The sequence below is a fragment of the Brachyspira sp. genome (assembly GCF_050873525.1).
Lineage (GTDB): Bacteria > Spirochaetota > Brachyspiria > Brachyspirales > Brachyspiraceae > Brachyspira.
Genome location: NZ_JBNMIZ010000021.1, coordinates 1 through 20139, shown reverse-complemented (window position 1 = coordinate 20139; position 20139 = coordinate 1). Strand labels below are relative to the sequence as shown.

The following is a 20139-nucleotide window of genomic DNA, read 5'->3' as shown; positions in this document are numbered from 1 at the left end:
TATTGAAAATTTAGCAAGCGGAAGATTTCCAGAAAATGAAGCGTATATTAAAGGCGTCATGTCGTATATATTATTATCTATAATAGCCTTAAATGTATCATTAATATTATTAGTGGTTATTACATATTCATAACTATCAATTTTTAGTTTAAATGAATTCTGCATAAAACAGGATATTATTCCAAAACTTAAAATTAAAATAATTATAAAACTTAATTTTTTATACATTGTTTTTCTCCTTGTTTAATCTAATTATAAAAAAATTTTAATTTTAATTTTTTCCAACTGTCATTGCGAGCCGTTGCCGTAGGCACACAGCGTGAGGCGTGGCAATCTATTTAGCGCCCGCTTCCAATAATATTTTTCTTATCTCCTCAGCTGAAGCATATGTTAAAGAAGTCCAGCCGATATTATCTTTAGCATTAACATCTGCTCCGTTCTCCACTAAATATTTAACTACTTCAAAATCTCCATCATATGAAGCTTCCATTAAAGCGGTACAGCCTTCTTTATTTTTAGAATTAACATCTGCTCCATTTTCTACTAAATATTTAACTATTTCTATATTTTCATAGCCTGAAACTACCACATTTAATTTTGAAGCTCCCATAATTAAAGCCGTATCGCCTTCTTTATTTTTAGCATTAACATCCGCTCCGTTTTCTACTAAATATTTAGCTATATCTATATTTCCATATTCTGAAGCTCTCATTAAAACGGTATCGCCGTCTTTATTTTTAGCATTAACATCCGCTCCATTTTCTACTAAATATTTAACTATTTCTATATTATTTTCTAAAGCTCTCATTAAAACAGTTCTGCCGTCATATTCCATTATATCATTAATATTAGCTCCATTTTCTATTAAATACTGAACTACTTCCAAATGTCCATTGTATGAAGCATACATTAAAGCTGTCAAATTATATTTATTTCTGTTATTAATATTGGCTTTGTTTTCTATTAAATATTTAACCACTTCCGAATGTCCTCTATATGAAGCTAACATTAAAGCGGTATCGCCGTCTTTATCTTTATTGTTAATATCCGCTCCGTTGTCTACTAAATATTTTACCAATTCCAAATCTCCATTATATGAAGCCGAGATTAAAGAGGTATCACCATCTTCGCCTTTATAATTAATACTGCTTAAATGTTCATAACTTAATAATGAATTTTGAAATGAATTCTGATTAGAGCAAGACGCCACTATAGAACTTAAAATTAAAATAATTGTGAATGTTAATTTTTTATACATTTTTTATCTCCTTGTTTCAACTGCCATTGCTATACTACTTTGACAAATGACAACCTTTTTAATTAAGAAATTAATTGAAGTTAAAAAAGATTTAACTAAATTTAAAAAATATTTTTGAAATAGAAATTTAAAATAATTATTAATTAAAAGATACAATACAGGCTTTGCTTTGCTTTGCTTTGCTTTGCTTTGCTTTGCTTTGCTTAACAAAATTACAGTATTGTTTATTTATGATGTTTTTATAGTTCATAGTTTATTAACTTTAATTATTTTAATGAAGTATAGCATGGATTAAAAATTTGTCAATAGTTTAAAATAAAAAAATTATGTCATTGAAATTTTTAATTAATCTGTCATTGCGAGGCTACTGCCGAAGCAATCCAAAATTAATAAAGTTGAATTTAAAAATCAAATTTTATTTAAGTGGATTGCCACGCCGATAAATCGGCTCGCAATGACAAACAAAAGTAAGTCGTAATAACAAATAAAAATTTCTAATTACAAAAAATTATTATTACGAACGAGACTAAAACCCGCCTTTTGTAAGTGAAGAAATCCAAATTAAAAAAAATAATGCGCTATAAAATAAAAACGGCAGAGCTTTTAAACCCTGCCTATATTAAAAATGAAAACCTTATCTATTATAAATATTATCTTAATAATTCTCTATCTACCAAATTGTTTGCCGATACATAATCATTAACGACTTGAGAGAAAACTAAAGTGTCCGCAAATCCTCCGCGTCTTACCGATAAGAATAAATCGTTATATTCGTTTTCAGGTCTTCCCATCTTTTTTAGCGTAACGGCTTTATAGAAAGTCGCGTCGTTTGCGAATCTCGTGCTTGGATATTCGTTAATAATTCTATCGAACATATCTACCGCACTTTGCAACTGGCTCATATCCGTAGAATAAGTTTGATAAAGCATTCCGTTCCACAATAAAGAAAGCGGTTTAAATTTTTCTATGCTCGTATTATTCATAACATTTTTAAATGCCGCATCCGCTAAAGAAATATTGTTTCTATTGTTTTTTGAAAGAAAATAATGAACTATTCCCTTAAACTGATAAATCTGTCCCAAATCTACTCCCGCAGGCAAATTATTCAAATCCAAATTATCAATATAATTTCTCGCTCTCGTATATTCTTTATTTGCAATCATAACTCTTATCTCTCTAATTACTAAAGGGTCCGTTCTATGCGTAGGAGCCCAAGGACTGTAAAAAGTATTTATCGTGGCTTTTCTCGGTCCTCTTCTTACTGGTCTGGAAGTTCTAACGGGCGTAGACGGAACGGGTCTACTTTCAAAACTTTGATTAAAATTATTATTGTTATTATTAGCTTGCAAATTGTCTTGAAATTGATTCGATTCAAAATTATTCGATTCCAAAACTACATCCTGCTGATTTGTCGACTGCTGATATTCCTGTTCTATCTGACTTATATAATCGTCCTCTACATTTTGCTCGTCTTTACCACAAGATATTACAAAAATTGAAGAAAGTAAAATTAATGACAAAAATATAATTAAAGATTTTTTCAACATTTTTTAACTCCATAAAGTATAATTTGTATTTTTATATATTTTCGGAAATCGCATAAAAACATTTAAGAAAAAATTTAAATAAATTTTTAAATAAATTTTATGATAAAATTCTTATAATATTTTATCTCATACTTTTATCATAAGGCAAACCCGAAGCCTTTGGAGCTTGAGAGTTTTTTGAGGTAAAAGCCAGAACTATTATCGTGGTTATATAAGGAATCATTTTATATATGCTGTTTGAAATCGGCAAATTTGAAAGTATAGGAATTCCCGAATAAGCGGATGCCAAAGTTTTCATTAATCCGAAAAAGAAAGCAGCATAAAGAACTCGCATAGGTTTCCATTGTCCGAATATCAAAACCGCCAAAGCCAAAAATCCGTATCCAGCGACTGTGGCGTTAAAATTTGTTGAAGTTGGAATAACGAATACCAAACCTCCGATTCCCGCCAAAGCTCCAGAAATTGCAACTCCAAAATATCGCATTTTATAAACATTGATTCCAACCGAATCCGCCGCTTGAGGATGCTCTCCGCAGCTTCTTAATCTTAAACCGAATCTCGTTTTATAAAGCGCAAACCATGACAAAATTAAAATAACGAATCCCAAATATGAGGTTATATATGCGTTTTTAAATAATAAATTTCCTATAATCGGAATGCTTCCCAAAATCGGAACTGATTCTATTCTAAAATTATTTACAAAAGAAATTTGCTGAACTACTTGAATCGCCCTCGTAACATATATTGCAAAAGCTGGAGCAAATATATTTAAGGCAGTCCCGCTTATAACCTGGTCCGCGCTCATATTAATCGAAGCGTATGCATGAAGCAAAGAAAATATTAAACCCGATAAAGCCGAAATTATTATTGCAATAAATAAAGTTATAGTCGGAGAAAATAAATTTCCAAATCTGCTTATAAAAAATATTCCCGTGAAAGCTCCTATAATCATTATTCCTTCCAAAGCTATATTAACGACTCCGCTTCTTTCCGAAAACATTCCGCCCAAAGCGACAAGCAAAAGAGGAATTGAAAATAACATTGTCTGCTGAACTAAAAAATAAATCGTTTCCATATATTATCCTTTTTAATTTTTTTAATTTTCTTTTTTAAGTTTTTTGGAAATAAATCCTACAATGCTTCTAAACATCAAAGCGAACGCGCTAAAATAAATTATAGACGATATTATCATTTCTATAATCTCTGGAGTAAAATCGTATATTTGCATATAGAATCCTCCAACCGTTATATGAGCGATAAATATTCCCGCTATCAATATTCCGACTGGATGCGACAAACCGAGTAAAGCTATAGGAATTCCCATAAATCCTTCTTCCGCCAAAATGTCTACAACTTCAATATGTTTTCCCACGCCCGATAAATATAATAAACCGCCGCCGAGTCCCGCCAAAGCTCCCGCTATAACCATCGATAAAATTATATTTCTTTTTTCGTTTATTCCCGCGTATCTACTCGCTTCTTTATTAAGTCCGCAGGCTTTAAGCTCGAATCCGAAAGTAGTTTTTGAAAGAATTATATAAATTATTATTACCATTATTATCGCTATAAAAAATCCTCCGTTTGCGCTCGAACCTCTAAATATCGCGTTTAATCCCATTGTCGGAATTGTGCCAGAAGGAGGAATATTTTGAGACTGATTTTTTAAAACATCGTAAACCGTGAGAGTAACCAAATAATTAACCAGATACATTCCAATATAATTCATCATAATGCTTGAGATAACTTCATTAACATTGAATTTTGCTTTCAAAAGTCCGGGTAAATAAGCCCATAAACCGCCCGCAATAAAAGAAACGAATAAAGCCAAAATCCAATGAAGTCCCGCTGGAAGCCAAACGCATTTAACTCCGACTAAAACCGCCGCGTAAGCTCCGACTATAAATTGTCCTGGCGCTCCTATATTAAAGAGTCCGTTTTTGAAAGCGAAACCAACCGAAAGCCCCGTTAATATTAAAGGAGTAGCCGTATAAATAACCTGTCCCATTCCTCTGCTTCCGCCCGAAAATCCGCCCGCAAGTATTGTCATAAAAGCTGGTAAAGCGTCTTTATAATTGCTTATAAGAAGTATTATTAGTCCGAGCAAAAGTCCTATTATTATTGCAAGAAACGAAGAAAATATTTTAACGAAACCGTCTTTTTCAAGTATATTAATTATTCGGTTTTTCATTTTGTCTGCTCCTTTTACGCGCTTCTCTTTGAACCCGACATATAAAGTCCGAGTTCGTTTACAGTTAAATCGTTAGGATAAAGATTAGCCACTATTTCGCCTTCGAACATAACGAGTATTCTATCGCTTAAATTCATTACTTCATCAAGTTCCAAAGAAACGAGCAAAACCGCCTTTCCGTTATCGCGCTGATTAATAAGTTCTTTATGTATATATTCAATCGCTCCAACATCGAGTCCGCGCGTCGGCTGAACTGCTATAAGTAAATCGGGTTCTCTGTCAATTTCTCGCGCTATAATCGCTTTCTGCTGATTACCACCCGACATACTTCTCGCTATAGTTTTGAATCCTTCGGCGCTTCTTATATCGAATTTCTCTATTAAAGATTTTGAATAATTTTCCATCTCTTTAAATTTTAAGAATCCGTTATTTTGGAATTTTTCGGTAAAATAAGTTTGAAGAATCAAATTCTCTCCCAAAGTATAATCCAAAACCAAACCGTATTTATGTCTGTCTTCGGGAATATGCCCAATTCCATTTAAAGTTTTTTTTCTTATGCTTAAATTCGTAATATCATGTCCTTTTAATTTTATGTTTCCAGAATTTAATTCCATCAATCCCGTAAGCGCGTAAATTAATTCGCTCTGTCCGTTTCCGTCAATTCCAGCGATACAGACAATCTCTCCCGCTCTCACTTCAAAAGAAACATTTTTAATAATATTCTTTGAGCTTTTATGAGATTTTATATTTAAATCATGAGCCGATAAAATTACATCTTTAGGTTTCGCTTCGCTTTTTTCAACGACTAAAGATATTTTTCTTCCAACCATCATTTCGGACATTTCTTCTTTTGTGGCGTCTTTTACATCTATAGTTCCTATATATTTTCCTTTTCGCAAAACCGAGCATCTGTCGGCGACTTCTTTTATTTCGTTTAATTTATGAGTTATGAATAATATTGATTTTCCTTCTTTAGTTAGAGATTTCATTATTTTCATTAATTCTTCAATTTCGTTCGGCGTCAAAACTGCGGTAGGTTCGTCAAATATAAGTATATCGTTTTCTCTATAAAGCATTTTTAATATTTCCACTCTCTGCTGCATTCCAACGGTTAAATCGCTAATCAAAGAATCGGGATAAATTTCGAGTCCGTAAGTTTTGCTTAATTCCAAGACTTTTTTTCTCGCCTCTTCCATTTGCAAGATTCCGTTTTTAACAGTTTCAACTCCAAGTATAATATTTTCCAAAGCGGTAAAATTATGGACGAGTTTAAAATGCTGATGAACCATTCCTATTCCCAAAGCGTTTGCCGTGTTAGGATTGTCGATATTAACTTCTTTTCCGTTAACTTTTATGATTCCTTCTTCCTGTTTATAAAGCCCGAATAGGACGCTCATTAAAGTCGATTTTCCCGCTCCGTTTTCGCCGAGCAAAGCATGTATTTCGCCTCGTTTCAATTGCAGGGTAATATTGTCGTTTGCCGTTATTCCCTTAAATCTTTTTGTGATGCCGAGCATTTCCACAACATAATCTTCGTTTGTATTAGGCATAATAAAATCCTTAATGATTAGTTAAAAGATTATCAATATTTATATTTTATATTATTTTTTAGAAAAATGAAATACTTTATTATTTTTTTATTCGATTATATTTTATTTAATTTTTAAAAATCATTTAAAAATCATTTAAAAATTATTGCAAAAAAGAAGTTTTTATTTTATCATAAATTTAAACTTTATAAAATTAAACGGATAAATAATGAATAACAATCTAAAAAGAGAATCTTCTATGGCGGCGGTTTTTTCAAAAGAATACGACCATAATATGACAATAGAAGAATTGAAAGAAATATTAAACGAATCGGATGAATTTATAATTATAGAATTTGAAGAAAATAAAAAACATATAATAGAAAAATCAATTTGGGAAGTTTCGCTAAAATTGCAATATTTGCCAATGGTTATGGAAAGCGATACGAATAATAAAGAAAATGAAGAATCTAAAAACAATGACGAACTTATATTTTATATAGCTTTAATCGAAGCTGCGAGCGTTACGGAAAATTTGCCTGAAGTTTTTTCTGTTAATACGGTTCATGAAAGCGACTATATAGAAGCGACAAAATGCAAATATGCGATTCATATTTCGACAATATTTAATAATTTTCCTTTAACCGATTATCAAAGACAGTTAAAATTACTCAACAGCATTACGGCGGATGTTTCAATTTTTTTGGATATTTCATGCTTTACCGCACGCTCGGGAGAATGGCTGAAATATACTTCCACTTTTTCGCTTCCTCCGTCTTTGGATTATCTTTATACGATTCATGCGATATACGATGACGATAAGAATCCAGATAAAATAGAATACTGGTTTCATACGCATGGACTTTATAGAGTGGGATGCATTGAACTTGAAATAATAGGAGTCGAAGATTCTAACGCCGCTTACGGACAATTATTAAATACTTGCGCAAAACTTTTTATACAAAACGGAGTTCCAGAATCGGGCTTCGTATTTTCGCCTTCTTATAAAGTGAAAGTTTGCTGGCTTCCTTGGGAAAACGCTTTGAAAAAACTTAATATAGATAAAGATTTTTCGGGCGGTTTTAAAGATAGAAACGATGGCATTCATAATAATCCTTCTGGAGCTTTAATTGCGGTAGACGGAAACGGAAATTATCACACTCTCGATTATTTTAAAAAAGAACTTACTGACAATCCCGTATTCCTTTTAAGCAGTTTTGAAACGGAAATAATGAGAGAGGCGGCTTTTGAAAAGATTGAATATTTTTTGGAATTATTAAATAAAAATAAAGGAGACGATAAAATTTCTTTTTTGGTAAAATTAGGATATAAAGAAAATAAATCGAATAAAGACTTGGAACATTTATGGTTCGAGGTTCATGATTTTACTAAAGAAGGCTATTTTGACGCCACTTTATTAAACGAACCTTATAAAGACCTTGGGATTCATGAAGGAGACAGAGGCATTCATAGTATGGAAAATCTTACCGACTGGCAAATATATACGGATGAAGGAATATATAATTCTGGGAATATTTATTTGCTTTTCTCTTAAAATCATAAAAAATAATAATAAAATAAAAAAAATTATTTAACATTTTTAAAAAAATCCGATAAAAATGGGTAAAGATTGTAAAAAAATTAATGAAACGCTTGATTATTTAAAGATTTTGTATTATACTATAAGTATAAGAATAATCGCTAAATAGCACGGCGCTTCTTAATTTCAAAGAAAAATACAAAGGAGAGGATACCGATTATGAAACGAACAAGTTTTATCTTAACAATTCTTTTTATCACAGTCTCAATTTTTTATCAGGGCGCAAAAGTTTACGGATACGATTTGGAGGGAATTTATATAGCTCCTAAAGTAGTTTACTCCCCTGAAAATCCAAGCGGAAGGATATGGAATCATTACGCTGGCGGCGGAGTGTCAGTAGGATTTGACCTTTTTAGATTAAAAGAGCCTTTTCCTATACCTGTTAGAGTGGAATTGGAATATATCGGAAGAGTTCTTACAACAAATACGAGAAACACAATTCATACTGTAACGGCGGGCATTTACTACGATTTGAATTTATTTCATGTTAGGTCGAGCGAATTGGATACTCTAACCACAAAGAGCGTTTATACCATAAAAAGACCTTTTATGGCGATATATTTAGGATTGAATGTAGGAGCAAGAATAGGATATGTAACCGATGAGCCTACAGCCGCAGGTAATACTAATATAGGACTAAGACAAATCAGAACTGGAACTTCGACTACTACGCTTTATGCGGGAATTGGAGGCGGATTTGCATTTCATGTTACCAGTTGGTTTACTTTAGATTTGGGATATAGATTTGTAATTGGACAACAAGCGATGTTTGGATATAAGTCGGCGCATGATGTTCTTTTATCGTTTAGATTTACCAAACCTTAAGTTATCCTAAAAAGTTAATTTCAGGAGTGTAATTTATGCTTAAAAAATGTTTTTTTATAGTATTGCCGATTATATTTTTCGCGTTTTACGGATGTTCTTCTATGAAGCATTCCACCGTAGTGCTTTATGTTTCTCATAAGGTGGAAGGTCCTTTATACATGCCTGAAGCGGAACCTCCAGTTGAAACTCGAAATCCTCAAATAGAAAGGGAAATAGCGGAAAGAGAAAATCAGGCAAAGCAAGAAAGCGAGAGCAAAAGACCTACGAGAGGAAGTAGAGCGACTCAAGAAAGTCAGGCTAACCAAAATAGCGCGCCTGCCCAAACGAACGAAACTAGACCTACGAGAGGAAGCAGAGCGACTCAAGAAAGTCAGGCTAATCAAAATAGCGCGCCTGCTCAAACGAACGAAACTAAACAACCTACGAGAGGAAGCAGAGCGAATCAAGAAAGTCAGGCTAATCAAAATAGCGCGCCTGCTCAAACAAACGATACTAAAAAACCCGCTAACGGAAGTCAATCTTCTACTACTCAGACAAATCAGGCAGCTCAAGAAAGTAAGCCTTCTCAAAGCAGACCTTCTCGCGGAACTCAAACTAACGAAACCGTAGAAGAAAAACAACCGACTTCTAGCCCAAGTCAGGAAAGAAGACCTGCAACGACAAGAAGAAGAGCGAATCAAGATAATCAAGCTACGGCTACAAACACTTATCAAAATGGTTATCAAACGAGAACGCTTCCAAGAGGAGAGCTTTTAATTTTGGAAAAACCTATAAGATTCGCATTTGAAAAATACTATATAGATTCTGATTATGACGATACCGTTCAATATGTTGCGGAGTTTATGAAACAAAATACTAATTTTCAATTGGTTGTGGAAGGACATACGGACAGAGTTGGAGAATACGATTTCAATAGCGGTCTTTCTTTAAGAAGGTCAAGAAGCGCCATTTCAAAACTTGTTAGAGCGGGCGTAAAGAGAAACAGATTGATAGAAAGCGGAGTTAGTTATAGATTCAGCGAATATAATTTTAATAGATTGAACAGAAGAGTTGAGTTTATTATAATAAGAAGCCCTGAAGAATTAACTAAATATCAGGAAGGAATCAAAGAAGAATAAAATAACTATTAACAAAAATTAAGCGGTAGAAATTAAATCTCTACCGCTTTTTTATTTTCCAAATTAATAATTTATTTATACGACTCCAAGAGTTCCTAATATTATGGCAAGAATAGTCGCGCTTATAGGAATTACCGTGCAGCACATAAATATATCTATATAAGAATCTTTATGCGTCAATTTGGTTACCGCAAGAACGGTTAAAACGGCTCCGCATTGTGGAAGCGTATCCAAACCGCCAGCCGATATTGAAGCGACTCTCGAAAAAACCTCTAAAGCTATTCCGCTTTGTTCGGCTAATTCTATAAACTGCGGACCCAAAGCCTCTAAAACTATCGAAACTCCGCCAGAAGAAGAACCAGTTGCTCCCGCCAATACATTAATCGCTATAGCTTCTGATATTAAAGGAGAAGCGTCTATTCCAGTTACCAAAGTTTTTAACTGCTCGAAACCTGGAACGGCTTTTATTACGCCTCCAAATCCAACTCCAGCTGCGGTATTAAGAATGGCAAGCATAGAACCAGCGGCTCCATCGTTTAGAGTTTTTATTACATTGCCGAAAGTTTTTATTCTTCTTATAAATATTATTATGCCCGCCAATACTCCCGCAAGCAAAGCGACTACTATATTCAATTTAACCGCGTTAAAAAGAACTATAATCAATACTGGAGGAATTATCGCAAGATACCATTTAGGCAAATCTTCGGGATTTGAAATTCCGCTCGCGGTTTCGCCTTCGGGTTCGTCAAAAACCTCTCCCGAAGCCTGCAATTTTTTCGTTCTATATTGAAGCCATAATATTCCCAATATAAACATCAATATACCGCATATTATACCGATAACTGGAGCGCTCATAGGACCAGTTCCGAAATAAGTCGCGGGAATAACATTCGTAAGCTGCGGACTTCCAGGTAATGCCGTCATAGTGAAAGCGAAAGCTCCCAAAGCTATCGAACCAGGAAGCATTTTTCTTGGAAGATTAGCTTCTCTGAATAAAGCCAAACCCATAGGATACATAACGAAAACCACTACGAATAAAGAAACTCCGCCGTAAGTTAGAACGCCGCATATAACCACAACCGCTATTATCGCTCTTTTATATCCGATTAGTTTAGCGAGAAAATGCGCTATACTTTCCGCCGCTCCTGTAACTTCCATAACTTTACCGAATATAGCTCCGAGCATAAACATAGGAAACCAGCTTTGAGCGTATCCGCCGAAAGCCTGCATAAAATCTCCCGTAAACGCTTCGAGCAAATTCATTCCGCCGAACGCCGCCACGACTAAAGCCGAAACGGGCGCTACCCACAAAATCGACATTCCTTTATAAGTAAGAAACGCGAGACATATTAAACCAAGTAGAATACCTAACATAATTTACTCCTTCAATTAAATTAACACATTCCCCAGCCATGACTTACCAGCAGCGACTGTCCCGTCATAACTCCGTTTTCATCATGCGCAAAGAAAGAAACCAAATTAGCGACTTCTTCCAAAGTGGTAAATTTTTTATCCACCGTATCTTTAAGCATGATTGTGCTTATAACTTCCTCTTCCGTAATTCCCTTTATTTTCGCCTGTTCTGGAATCTGCTTTTCAACCAAAGGAGTTCTAACAAATCCAGGACATACGACATAAGTATAAATATTGAATTCTCCGCCCTCTTTTGCCAAAACTCTCGCTAGTCCCAAAAGTCCATGTTTAGCGAAACAATAAGGAGATTTGAAAGGAGAAGCCAGATGAGAATGAGCCGAACCCATGAATATAATTTTTCCGCCTTTTCCCGACTTTTTCATTTCGGTAAACGCAGCTTTTGCCGTTAGAAAAGCTCCGTCCGCATGAATAGCCATCATTTTTTTCCATTCTGCGAAAGGGAATTCTTCTATAGGATGAACTATTTGAATGCCCGCGTTTGAAAAAACTATATCAATACCGCCAAAATCGGTTATAGTTTTTTTGAAACCGTTATTCACATCTTCCTCGCTCGTTACATCCATAGAAAGAGCCATTGCCTTTCCGCCGCTCGCTTTAATCTCTTCGGCTACCTGTTTAGCGCCTTCAAGATTCAAATCGGCTACCACAACGGCTGCTCCGTCTTTAGCCAGTCTTTGCACGGAAGCTTTACCCAAACCGCTTGCCGAACCCGTTACTAACGCTACTTTGTTGTTTAAAGTCATAGTTTTTCCTCCAATCTTTGATTTATTAAATTTTTATTGAAATTAAAAATATAGATATATTGCTTAAATAAATTGATATTATGACGAATGCATAATTTAAATTTTTTAGAAAAAATAATTTTAAATAATTTGTATAAGAATATCGTTGCGTTGCGTTGCGTTGCGTTGCGTTGCGTTGCGTTGCGTTGCGTTGCGTTGCAAATGCACATATAGTATGTTAATTTATAGTTTATTATGTTAATCATATTATTAAGTATATACAAAAAATTTGAAATGTCAAGTATTTAGAAAAATATTTTTAAATTAAAACTTGCAATTTTATTTTTATATTATACAATATTCATTGAAATTAATTAAAAATAAATTCATTAATCGCTGGTGTAGCTCAATTGGTAGAGCAGCTGATCTGTAATCAGCCGGTTGCGGGTTCGAGTCCCATCACCAGCTCATTAAACTCTTCAATAATTAAATAATCATAGTCAATTATTCGATAATTATATTATACATTTTATTAATTACGGATATTATTATGAGTTCTACAAAATTAAAAAATCTTATAAATAAAAAGAAATTCTTTGTCATAGCCGAAGCGGGATGCAATCATGAAGGCGATTTTAAAACGGCGCTAAAAATGGTTAGAGAAGCGGCTAAATCTGGCGCTCACGCGATTAAATTTCAAAGTTTTACGATGAATAATTTATTTGCCGTAAAAGAATATACGAAAAAATTAAAACTGCCCGAAGACGCTCTCGATGGAATAAATAATATAATTTTCAAAAAAGAATGGTATAAACCTTTAATGGCGGAAGCGAAAAAGAATAATATTATTTTTATAAGCACGCCTTTTTCAGTAGAATCGGTTTTGGAAATGGAAGAAAATAATATTGAAATATATAAAATCGCTTCCTGCGACATTGACAATATTCCTCTATTAAACGCGATTGCAAAAACGAAAAAACCAGTAATAATGTCAACGGGACTTGCCTCGAATAAAGATATAAACGAAGCGTTAAAAATATTAAAAAATAACGAAGTTGCATTGCTTCATTGTTCGGTTGAATATCCTACTCCTTTAAAAAACGCTCGGTTAAATAGAATATCGGTTATGAATAAATTATTTAAAGAAAATATAATCGGCTATTCGGACCATACAATAGGAATAGAAGCTCCGATAATAGCGTTTACTTTGGGAGCGAGAATAATAGAAAAACATTTTACGATAACCCCCGAAAAAAAATCTGGCGACCATATAATAAGTTTGGATACAAAATCTATGGGCAATTTAATTAATTCGCTTAATAACGCTTTAATTATGCTCGGCGGAGAAAAGGCATTAAGAAAAGAAAAAGAATTAAGCTCGCAGGAAAAAAAAGAACTTATATTTGCAAAAAGAGGAATATATTTAAATCATAGCATGCTTAAAAATGAAATCATAAAAGAAAAGGACTTAATAGCTTTGCGTCCCTGCGTTGGAATCCCCGTAAAATATTATAACAAAATAATCGGTAAAAAATTGAAAATAGATAAAAAATCTTTCACGGCTTTAAGTTTTGAGGAATTTACAAAATAACTAAAGAATAAAAAAGCCCCGCCTACGGCATCAAATCCTCGTAATGACAACGGCAATTTAAAAGCTTGCGGATAATCTACATTCTTTTATATATTATAATATAATTTTTGAAACCTTATGCGGATATGCATTGGGTTTGTTTTTTATAAAATTCATTATATAATACTTCCATCAATAAAATTTTATGGAGTAAACATGAATTTCAATAAAGATTATCCTATAGCGATTTTAGACACAAATATAATAATAAATTGTCCGAACATTTTAGATATTCTAATGTGTAATATAGTTATTCCGCAAACTGTTTTAGATGAACTTGATAAACCTAAACTTAAAGATAAACTTAAAAAGCAAAATAAATATCCGAGAATTTTTCTAAATTATTTAAAAGAAAAATCTAATATAACTAATTTATCAAAAGACGGCTATAAACTCAAAAACGATTGCATGCTCTATTTGGATAGATATAATTTAAAACATAGAGAAGTTAATTTTTATGATAAAAAACCAGACCTTCAATTTATTGCGTTAGCTAAAAATATTAAAGAAAAATATAGAAATATGGAAGTAGTTATTGTAAGTCAAGATGGAAACCTAAAATTATATGCCAATACATATGATGTAAAAGTAAAGACTTTACAAGAGTTTAAAAATGACAATCCAAAAATATTTGCGAATAATATTAATATATCAGAAGTAATCGGCGCAGTAACTGGGGTGATAGGCGCTATAGGATTGATAGGTGCTGGAATAGTGGGAATAATGTCAAAAAATAAAGGTTATAAAGCTAAACCCTTTAATGCAAATATATATAAAGGATTTGGAAGGAAAAACCGTAGATTTTAGAGAATTAAAAAATAAGAAATAAAAACATAACTATCAATTTTATTTTATATGAAACATTTAGGAACAATCAATTTAGAAACCGAAAGACTTATATTAAGAAAATTCAAAATCGAAGACGCCGAAGATATGTATAATAACTGGGCGGGCAACAGCGAGGTTACAAAATATTTATCTTGGCAAACGCATCCGAATATTGAAAAAAGTAAAGAAATATTAAAAAGCTGGACTAACAATTATCCTAAAAACGATTTTTATAACTGGGCTATAGTCTTAAAAGAAAATAATCAAGCTATCGGAAGCATAGGAGCGGCTAAAAATGACGACAATATAGAGATGGTTCATATAGGATATTGCATTTCAAAAAAATATTGGAATAAAGGAATAACCACCGAAGCTTTTGAAAGAATAATAAAATTCTTTTTTGAAGAAGTAAAATTAAATAGAATAGAGGCGGTTCATAACGAAAAAAATATTTATTCGGGGAAAGTTATGATTAAATGCGGATTAAAGAAAGAAGGAATTTTAAGAGAGGCTTTGAAAGACAATAGCGGAATTACCGATTGTTTGATTTATTCGATTTTAAGAAGAGAGTATTTAAAAAATGAAAACTATTAATATAAAAACAAAGTCGAGATTCGATATAGTCGACATAACGAACGAAATCCAAAAATGCGTAAACGAGGAAAAAGCGAGAGACGGAATAGCGGTAATATTCACTCCTCATACTACTGCGGCGATTGGAATAAACGAGAACGCCGACCCAGATGTGGTTTTTGACATGAAAAACGCTCTTAATAAATTAGTCCCTCAACATGATAATTACGAGCATTCGGAAGGCAACTCTCAAGCTCATGTTTTATCTTCGCTTGTCTCTCCGAGTTTAACCGTAATAATAGAAAATTCAAAAATAGTTTTGGGAACTTGGCAAAATATTTACTTCTTTGAATTTGACGGCGCAAGAAATAGAAAAGTTCATGTGCAGATAATTTCTAAATAATTTTTGAATAAAATAAAAATAAAAAAGACGACACATTTTCATGCATCGTCTCGGAGATAATCTATTAAAATTTTAAAGTCTTATTCTATTGAATTTTTTTCATTTCCACAGGACTGCTCCAACTAGGAAAAGTAATATATAAAGTGTTTCTGTCTCCGCTGAATCTAATTAAAAATGTATGCCAATCATGAAAAGCCGTTAAACCGTTTTTATCTTTAGTTTCGTCTCTATTTGGTTTTCTGTTATTATATTGTCCGCCCGTGAGTTCCAATCTATATTTTCCAGTTTCGTATTCCGTCAATTTAGCGCCGTATTTAAAAGTTCCGTATCCTGCAAAAGAGTAATAGCCAGTCGACTGATAATTTCCGATATAACTTTTTAATCCGTCTTTTTGTTCTTCTTCCGCAGTTTTTTCAATTAACGAATAAGTAATTTCCGCTCCGTAATTGCTAAATTTTATTCTCAAATATCCGTCTTCAATGAAAGTCGCAACCGCCGTATTTATATTATTTTTATATCTCATGCCTTCCGAATTATAAACATCTCCCGTTTCATTTAAAATATTATAAAATTTTCCTTCTTCTTCTACGATATTTCCGTCTTTATCTTTTGTCATAACGCTTATATAAGGTTTTGAGTCGCTATCTACTTTTATATCGGCGTAATGATATATGATTTTTGAATAATCGCCGTTTAAAATATAACCGCCCGATTTGAAAGACAAGCCTTTAAATTGAATCAATCCCTGATTTGTGTCGATAGGCAATTTTTTTTCTGGCTGAGGGGTTTCGCCTTCTTGTCCCGGCGCTTCTTCCACAGCCGTAAAATTTCCAGCGGATGTAGGTTTTTTCTTACAAGCTACCGAAATAATAACAGCCATAATAACGAGAGTTATTAACCATAAAATTTTTCTTTTTGTCATATACGACCTCCTATTAATTGTTGTATCCGTTTATAAGATAGCAATTATTTTTAAATCGTCAAATATTTTTTATTTTGTAATTATGAATAATGAATTATCATTCGCATAAGAGTTTACGCTTTTATAGATTATGAGGATAAGATTTTAATACTCCTCAAAATAGATTATTATGCGGATAAAATATAAAAATTATAACATTACTAAAAAATCTAAAAATAATAATCACTTTTCCAAATAAGAATAAGAAAATTTATACTGCGCAAAAGGAATATAAAAAACATCTTTCAACTTCGGACTTTTCAAAACAGGCGGCTCGTAATAATAAATCGGAATTATAACCGCTTCGTCCTCGATAAGAATTTTTTCCGCTCTATGTAAAGCGGGCATTCTAATATTCTGGTTTATAGTTTTTGACGCTAAAAGAATTTCGTCATCAAAAGCTTTATTCGTAAAAAGCGAATGATTTTTATAAGAATAACTTACGAACATTCCCAAAAATGTAGTCGGGTCGTTATAGCTTCCCGTCCAGCTCGTTCCCGCCATAGTATAATTTCTTTCCGTTCTGAACGCGTTAATAAAAGGAGCGAATTCCATTTGAGTAAGTTTAATGTCTATTCCCAAATTAACTTTCCACATATTTTGCACGGCTTCAAACATCGGTATATCGTTATTAAATGTAACATAGAATTCCAAAACGGGAAAATTTTCGCCGTTCGGGTATCCAGCTTCAGCCATTAATCTTTTCGCTTCTTTAACATTACTCTCATAATCTTTCGGGGCAACGCTTATATATTCTCCCGCGTTTTCTCTAAAATCTCCTTCAATATCCGTCACTCCTCTCGGCACTAAAGCTCCCGCTGGTTTTCCAGATTTAACTATATTTTCGACTATATAATTTCTGTCAATCGCCAAAGACAAAGCGCGTCTCACTCTTTTATCTTTCAAAATTTCGTTTGTCGTATTTAAGGCATAATATTGAGTTCCAATTCTCGTGGCAATATCAATCAAACCTTCGTCTCTTAAAATGTCAATATCCTGCCAAGGAAAAGTATCGGAAAAATGCAAAGCTCCTTCTTTCACTCCCGCAACCGCCGAGTTCGGATTATCCATCAAAACGAATTTAATTTTTTCCGCGACTATAGTGTCTTTATTCCAATAATTTGTATTTTTTACAACCGTTATGCTTTCGTCTGGTTTTCGCTCAAGCATTTTAAAAGCGCCGTTTCCCACGCAGGTTTTTGGGTTCATAGTCCAGTCGTCTGGATTTTTTTCTACAATATCTTCTCTAACGGGCGAAAAAACTGGAAGATTAACCAATTCCAAAAAATACGCCGTAGGATTTTCCAATTTCACTTCTAAAGTAAAATCGTCCAAAGCCTTAATTCCAAATTCTTCTACATCAATTTCTCCCGAATTCACTTTAGAAAAATTAAGAATCGGCTCGAATAAATAACTCGGTTCGCTTGCCGTATCGGGATTTACAACTCGCTTCCAAGAATATTCAAAATCATGCGCAGTCAAAGGTTTTCCGTCCGACCATTTTCCGTTAGTTCTTAAATGAAATATATAAGTCAAACCGTCATTAGAAATATCCCAGCTTTCCGCCGCCCCAGGCTGAATTGCGATATCCTTATATTTTGTCGTAAGGCACTCGAATAAATGCGTAACATAAGTAGAACCTTGCAAAGTTATATTCAAAGCGGGGTCTATAGTTTTAGGTTCTGCTCCCAAATTGACATATATCGCGTCTTCATTTTGAGAACAAGAAACGCAAATAATTATAAATAAGATAAAAAATATTTTCTTCATTTTAAAACTCTCTTTCATTTTTATTTTTAATTTTTTTTAATTATGGCTTAAAATATTGAACGAAATTATATTTTAAATTATATTAATGTCAATATAAATCGTATAAATTATATTTTAAAATTTTGTAAATTAAACTTCTTTATATAAAACGACATCCATATCGCCTTCTTTGAATTTGGATAACTTTGGAACTATAGACTTAAAATGCTCCGAATTGTTATGAATTTCTATGGATTTTTCATCTTTCCATTCTTCTATAAATGTTAAATATTTTCCGTCCAAACTTTCGTTAAGAGTATATGATATGCAACCTTCTTCCGCTCTGCTTTTTTCTATAAGTTCTTTTGCCGTATTTATAAAATCCGCTTTATTTTCTTTTTTAACCGTATTTTTAGCGACTATTTTAATCATTTTGAAACCTCTTAATTTAAAAATTATTTTTATAAGATTGTATTTTAAACTATTCTTATGTCAATATAAAATTAATAGTATCATTTTTTTAATAATAATATAATATATTTCAATCGTTGGTTTTAATAATGTATGTAATGAGGTTTAATAATGACTTTTTTAGTTTACTCTATGCCTTTTCTTTTATATTTATGTTCGGGAATATTTAGCACCGTTCTCGTTATTAATCTGTCCGATAGCGGAGCGAGCGCGTTTGTTATTTCGCTTTTAGCCGTATTTTACGGGACGGGAATGATGGTTTGCGCGGGAACATTTTCAAAATTAAAAATTCCAAAAAAGATTTATCCAAAATTATTATATATCGAATCCTGCATTCAAGCGGCAATAAGTCTTTTATGCATATTTTTTATTAGTCCTCAAATCGCGTTATTCTATTCTTTTTTATACGGAGCGAGCGTCACGGTATTTTTTGTATGTTTTCAATCTTTGCTTGATTCCGTTTCAAAAGATTTGCCCGTTAGAATAAGCAGCGGACTTTTTATATTTTCATGGACTTTAGGTTTGGCAGTCGGTCCCATTATAAGCGGTTTAATCTACGAATTAAATCCAAATATAGGTTTTATAATAGTAATATTAATCAGCGTTTTAATGTTTATTCTTTTTTATATGTCGAGGCATTTGCATTTTAAGAATAATAAACATAAATGGGAAGAACCTTTCATGAGAGCGCCGAGATACAAAGTTTATATAGGCTGGCTAATAATATTTGTCGGCGGAGCGGTTTTGCATACTTTAAGATTCATGTTTATAGATTACGGAATAAAAGAATTGGGGCTTTCAAAGATTTCGGCGAGTTTTCTTTCTGGAAGTTTGGCGGGATTTATGGCTTTGGGTTCTTTAATCAGCGCTTTTTATCTTAAATTTTTGGAGAAAAAAAGAATATTTACGATAGTCGGATTATTAACTCCGATTGCATTGAGTATAATTTTAATAACGAATAATTTTTATTTTCTTTTAATTTCGTTTTTATTTTTGGGATTTGTGAGCGGTTTCGGTTATTTTTTCGGTTTATATTACGCTTTGGCAGACCAGGAAAATTCCGTTTCAAATGTAGCGGTAAACGAAGCTTTAACGGGAATTGCCGCTTTAATAATGCCTTTCATTTTCGGATATATCGCTTCAAATTTATCATACTTCATGGCATTTTTATTTATGATGATAATTTCTTTAATATGTTATTCGATAGCGATATACATAATGTGGCAGAAAAAAAGAACGGCTTTACTTAAAGAAAAATTTAATAATCTTATAAATAAAATAGATGATAAATACAGAAATAAAT

The 20139-nt window shown here is 32.8% G+C and carries 19 protein-coding genes and 1 tRNA gene; 9 read left to right on the top strand and 11 right to left on the bottom strand.

The features are described from left to right. From ACR0QS_RS02950 to ACR0QS_RS02925, 6 genes are all read right to left on the bottom strand, one after another. Positions 1-228: hypothetical protein (locus ACR0QS_RS02950; protein WP_432631960.1), on the bottom strand; the 228-nt coding region annotated here is incomplete at its 3' end. A gap of 106 nt (positions 229-334) precedes the next feature. Then, entirely contained in the window at positions 335-1258 is a 924-nt protein-coding gene (locus tag ACR0QS_RS02945) for an ankyrin repeat domain-containing protein (RefSeq protein WP_432631959.1), read from the bottom strand. 650 nt (positions 1259-1908) lie between these two features. Beyond that, positions 1909-2805 (bottom strand): tetratricopeptide repeat protein, encoded by an 897-nt coding sequence (locus ACR0QS_RS02940; RefSeq protein ID WP_432631958.1) that lies wholly within the window; start codon positions 2803-2805, stop codon positions 1909-1911. Between the two features lie 121 nt (positions 2806-2926). Then, positions 2927-3880, bottom strand: coding sequence for an ABC transporter permease (locus ACR0QS_RS02935; protein WP_432631957.1), 954 nt, complete (start codon positions 3878-3880; stop codon positions 2927-2929). A gap of 21 nt (positions 3881-3901) precedes the next feature. Continuing rightward, entirely contained in the window at positions 3902-4993 is a 1092-nt protein-coding gene (locus ACR0QS_RS02930; protein ID WP_432631956.1) for an ABC transporter permease, read from the bottom strand. Between the two features lie 14 nt (positions 4994-5007). Continuing rightward, the gene (locus tag ACR0QS_RS02925; protein WP_432631955.1) at positions 5008-6543 is read right to left on the bottom strand and encodes an ABC transporter ATP-binding protein; all 1536 of its coding nucleotides are present in this window, start codon (positions 6541-6543) and stop codon (positions 5008-5010) included. A 208-nt stretch (positions 6544-6751) separates the two neighbouring features. On the opposite strand from ACR0QS_RS02925, the gene ACR0QS_RS02920 reads away from it, so the two are divergent. The 3 genes from ACR0QS_RS02920 (at position 6752) to ACR0QS_RS02910 (ending at position 10065) form a co-directional block, all read left to right on the top strand. Further along, positions 6752-8077, top strand: coding sequence for a DUF4026 domain-containing protein (locus ACR0QS_RS02920; protein ID WP_432631954.1), 1326 nt, complete (start codon positions 6752-6754; stop codon positions 8075-8077). A 204-nt stretch (positions 8078-8281) separates the two neighbouring features. After that, the gene (locus ACR0QS_RS02915) at positions 8282-8947 is read left to right on the top strand and encodes a hypothetical protein (protein WP_432631953.1); all 666 of its coding nucleotides are present in this window, start codon (positions 8282-8284) and stop codon (positions 8945-8947) included. A 35-nt stretch (positions 8948-8982) separates the two neighbouring features. Then, entirely contained in the window at positions 8983-10065 is a 1083-nt protein-coding gene (locus ACR0QS_RS02910; protein ID WP_432631952.1) for an OmpA family protein, read from the top strand. A 75-nt stretch (positions 10066-10140) separates the two neighbouring features. On the opposite strand, the gene ACR0QS_RS02905 is transcribed toward ACR0QS_RS02910, so the two are convergent. Beyond that, on the bottom strand, positions 10141-11439 hold the full coding sequence (locus ACR0QS_RS02905) for a GntP family permease (protein WP_432631951.1): 1299 nt from the start codon (positions 11437-11439) through the stop codon (positions 10141-10143). 20 nt (positions 11440-11459) lie between these two features. Then, a complete protein-coding gene (locus tag ACR0QS_RS02900) occupies positions 11460-12242 on the bottom strand; it encodes a 3-hydroxybutyrate dehydrogenase (RefSeq protein WP_432631950.1) in 783 nt (260 codons plus the stop codon). Between the two features lie 374 nt (positions 12243-12616). On the opposite strand from ACR0QS_RS02900, the gene ACR0QS_RS02895 reads away from it, so the two are divergent. The 5 genes from ACR0QS_RS02895 (at position 12617) to ACR0QS_RS02875 (ending at position 15655) form a co-directional block, all read left to right on the top strand. Further along, positions 12617-12689: transfer RNA gene (locus ACR0QS_RS02895), tRNA-Thr, on the top strand. An 82-nt stretch (positions 12690-12771) separates the two neighbouring features. Next, the gene (locus ACR0QS_RS02890) at positions 12772-13812 is read left to right on the top strand and encodes an N-acetylneuraminate synthase family protein (protein WP_432631949.1); all 1041 of its coding nucleotides are present in this window, start codon (positions 12772-12774) and stop codon (positions 13810-13812) included. Positions 13813-14007: 195 nt separating this feature from the next. After that, positions 14008-14658 carry a PIN domain-containing protein gene (locus ACR0QS_RS02885; protein ID WP_432631948.1) on the top strand — a complete coding sequence of 217 codons (651 nt, stop codon included), beginning with the start codon at positions 14008-14010 and terminating at the stop codon, positions 14656-14658. A 48-nt stretch (positions 14659-14706) separates the two neighbouring features. After that, positions 14707-15273 (top strand): GNAT family N-acetyltransferase, encoded by a 567-nt coding sequence (locus tag ACR0QS_RS02880; protein ID WP_432631947.1) that lies wholly within the window; start codon positions 14707-14709, stop codon positions 15271-15273. Beyond that, entirely contained in the window at positions 15260-15655 is a 396-nt protein-coding gene (locus tag ACR0QS_RS02875) for a secondary thiamine-phosphate synthase enzyme YjbQ (protein ID WP_432631946.1), read from the top strand. Before ACR0QS_RS02880 ends, ACR0QS_RS02875 begins: the two co-directional genes overlap by 14 nt. Positions 15656-15740: 85 nt before the next feature. Here the strand turns inward: ACR0QS_RS02875 and ACR0QS_RS02870 are convergent, their stop codons facing one another. The 3 genes from ACR0QS_RS02870 to ACR0QS_RS02860 all read right to left on the bottom strand — a co-directional run bounded on the left by ACR0QS_RS02870 (position 15741) and on the right by ACR0QS_RS02860 (position 18797). After that, positions 15741-16577, bottom strand: a complete 837-nt coding sequence (locus tag ACR0QS_RS02870) for a hypothetical protein (RefSeq protein ID WP_432631945.1) — start codon at positions 16575-16577, stop codon at positions 15741-15743. A 222-nt stretch (positions 16578-16799) separates the two neighbouring features. Further along, positions 16800-18386 (bottom strand): peptide ABC transporter substrate-binding protein, encoded by a 1587-nt coding sequence (locus ACR0QS_RS02865; protein ID WP_432631944.1) that lies wholly within the window; start codon positions 18384-18386, stop codon positions 16800-16802. Between the two features lie 129 nt (positions 18387-18515). Then, on the bottom strand, positions 18516-18797 hold the full coding sequence (locus tag ACR0QS_RS02860) for a putative quinol monooxygenase (RefSeq protein ID WP_432631943.1): 282 nt from the start codon (positions 18795-18797) through the stop codon (positions 18516-18518). Between the two features lie 150 nt (positions 18798-18947). On the opposite strand from ACR0QS_RS02860, the gene ACR0QS_RS02855 reads away from it, so the two are divergent. Then, a partial coding sequence (locus ACR0QS_RS02855) for an MFS transporter (protein WP_432631942.1) occupies positions 18948-20139 on the top strand: 1192 nt, incomplete at its 3' end.

Excerpts from the sequence above, each read along its gene's own strand:
- ACR0QS_RS02945 (WP_432631959.1), bottom strand. The coding sequence starts at position 1,258 with ATGTATAAAAAATTAACATTCACAATTATTTTAATTTTAAGTTCTATA.
- ACR0QS_RS02940 (WP_432631958.1), bottom strand. The coding sequence starts at position 2,805 with ATGTTGAAAAAATCTTTAATTATATTTTTGTCATTAATTTTACTTTCT.
- ACR0QS_RS02935 (WP_432631957.1), bottom strand. The coding sequence starts at position 3,880 with ATGGAAACGATTTATTTTTTAGTTCAGCAGACAATGTTATTTTCAATT.
- ACR0QS_RS02930 (WP_432631956.1), bottom strand. The coding sequence starts at position 4,993 with ATGAAAAACCGAATAATTAATATACTTGAAAAAGACGGTTTCGTTAAA.
- ACR0QS_RS02925 (WP_432631955.1), bottom strand. The coding sequence starts at position 6,543 with ATGCCTAATACAAACGAAGATTATGTTGTGGAAATGCTCGGCATCACA.
- ACR0QS_RS02920 (WP_432631954.1), top strand. The coding sequence starts at position 6,752 with ATGAATAACAATCTAAAAAGAGAATCTTCTATGGCGGCGGTTTTTTCA.
- ACR0QS_RS02915 (WP_432631953.1), top strand. The coding sequence starts at position 8,282 with ATGAAACGAACAAGTTTTATCTTAACAATTCTTTTTATCACAGTCTCA.
- ACR0QS_RS02910 (WP_432631952.1), top strand. The coding sequence starts at position 8,983 with ATGCTTAAAAAATGTTTTTTTATAGTATTGCCGATTATATTTTTCGCG.
- ACR0QS_RS02905 (WP_432631951.1), bottom strand. The coding sequence starts at position 11,439 with ATGTTAGGTATTCTACTTGGTTTAATATGTCTCGCGTTTCTTACTTAT.
- ACR0QS_RS02900 (WP_432631950.1), bottom strand. The coding sequence starts at position 12,242 with ATGACTTTAAACAACAAAGTAGCGTTAGTAACGGGTTCGGCAAGCGGT.
- ACR0QS_RS02890 (WP_432631949.1), top strand. The coding sequence starts at position 12,772 with ATGAGTTCTACAAAATTAAAAAATCTTATAAATAAAAAGAAATTCTTT.
- ACR0QS_RS02885 (WP_432631948.1), top strand. The coding sequence starts at position 14,008 with ATGAATTTCAATAAAGATTATCCTATAGCGATTTTAGACACAAATATA.
- ACR0QS_RS02880 (WP_432631947.1), top strand. The coding sequence starts at position 14,707 with ATGAAACATTTAGGAACAATCAATTTAGAAACCGAAAGACTTATATTA.
- ACR0QS_RS02875 (WP_432631946.1), top strand. The coding sequence starts at position 15,260 with ATGAAAACTATTAATATAAAAACAAAGTCGAGATTCGATATAGTCGAC.
- ACR0QS_RS02870 (WP_432631945.1), bottom strand. The coding sequence starts at position 16,577 with ATGACAAAAAGAAAAATTTTATGGTTAATAACTCTCGTTATTATGGCT.
- ACR0QS_RS02865 (WP_432631944.1), bottom strand. The coding sequence starts at position 18,386 with ATGAAGAAAATATTTTTTATCTTATTTATAATTATTTGCGTTTCTTGT.
- ACR0QS_RS02860 (WP_432631943.1), bottom strand. The coding sequence starts at position 18,797 with ATGATTAAAATAGTCGCTAAAAATACGGTTAAAAAAGAAAATAAAGCG.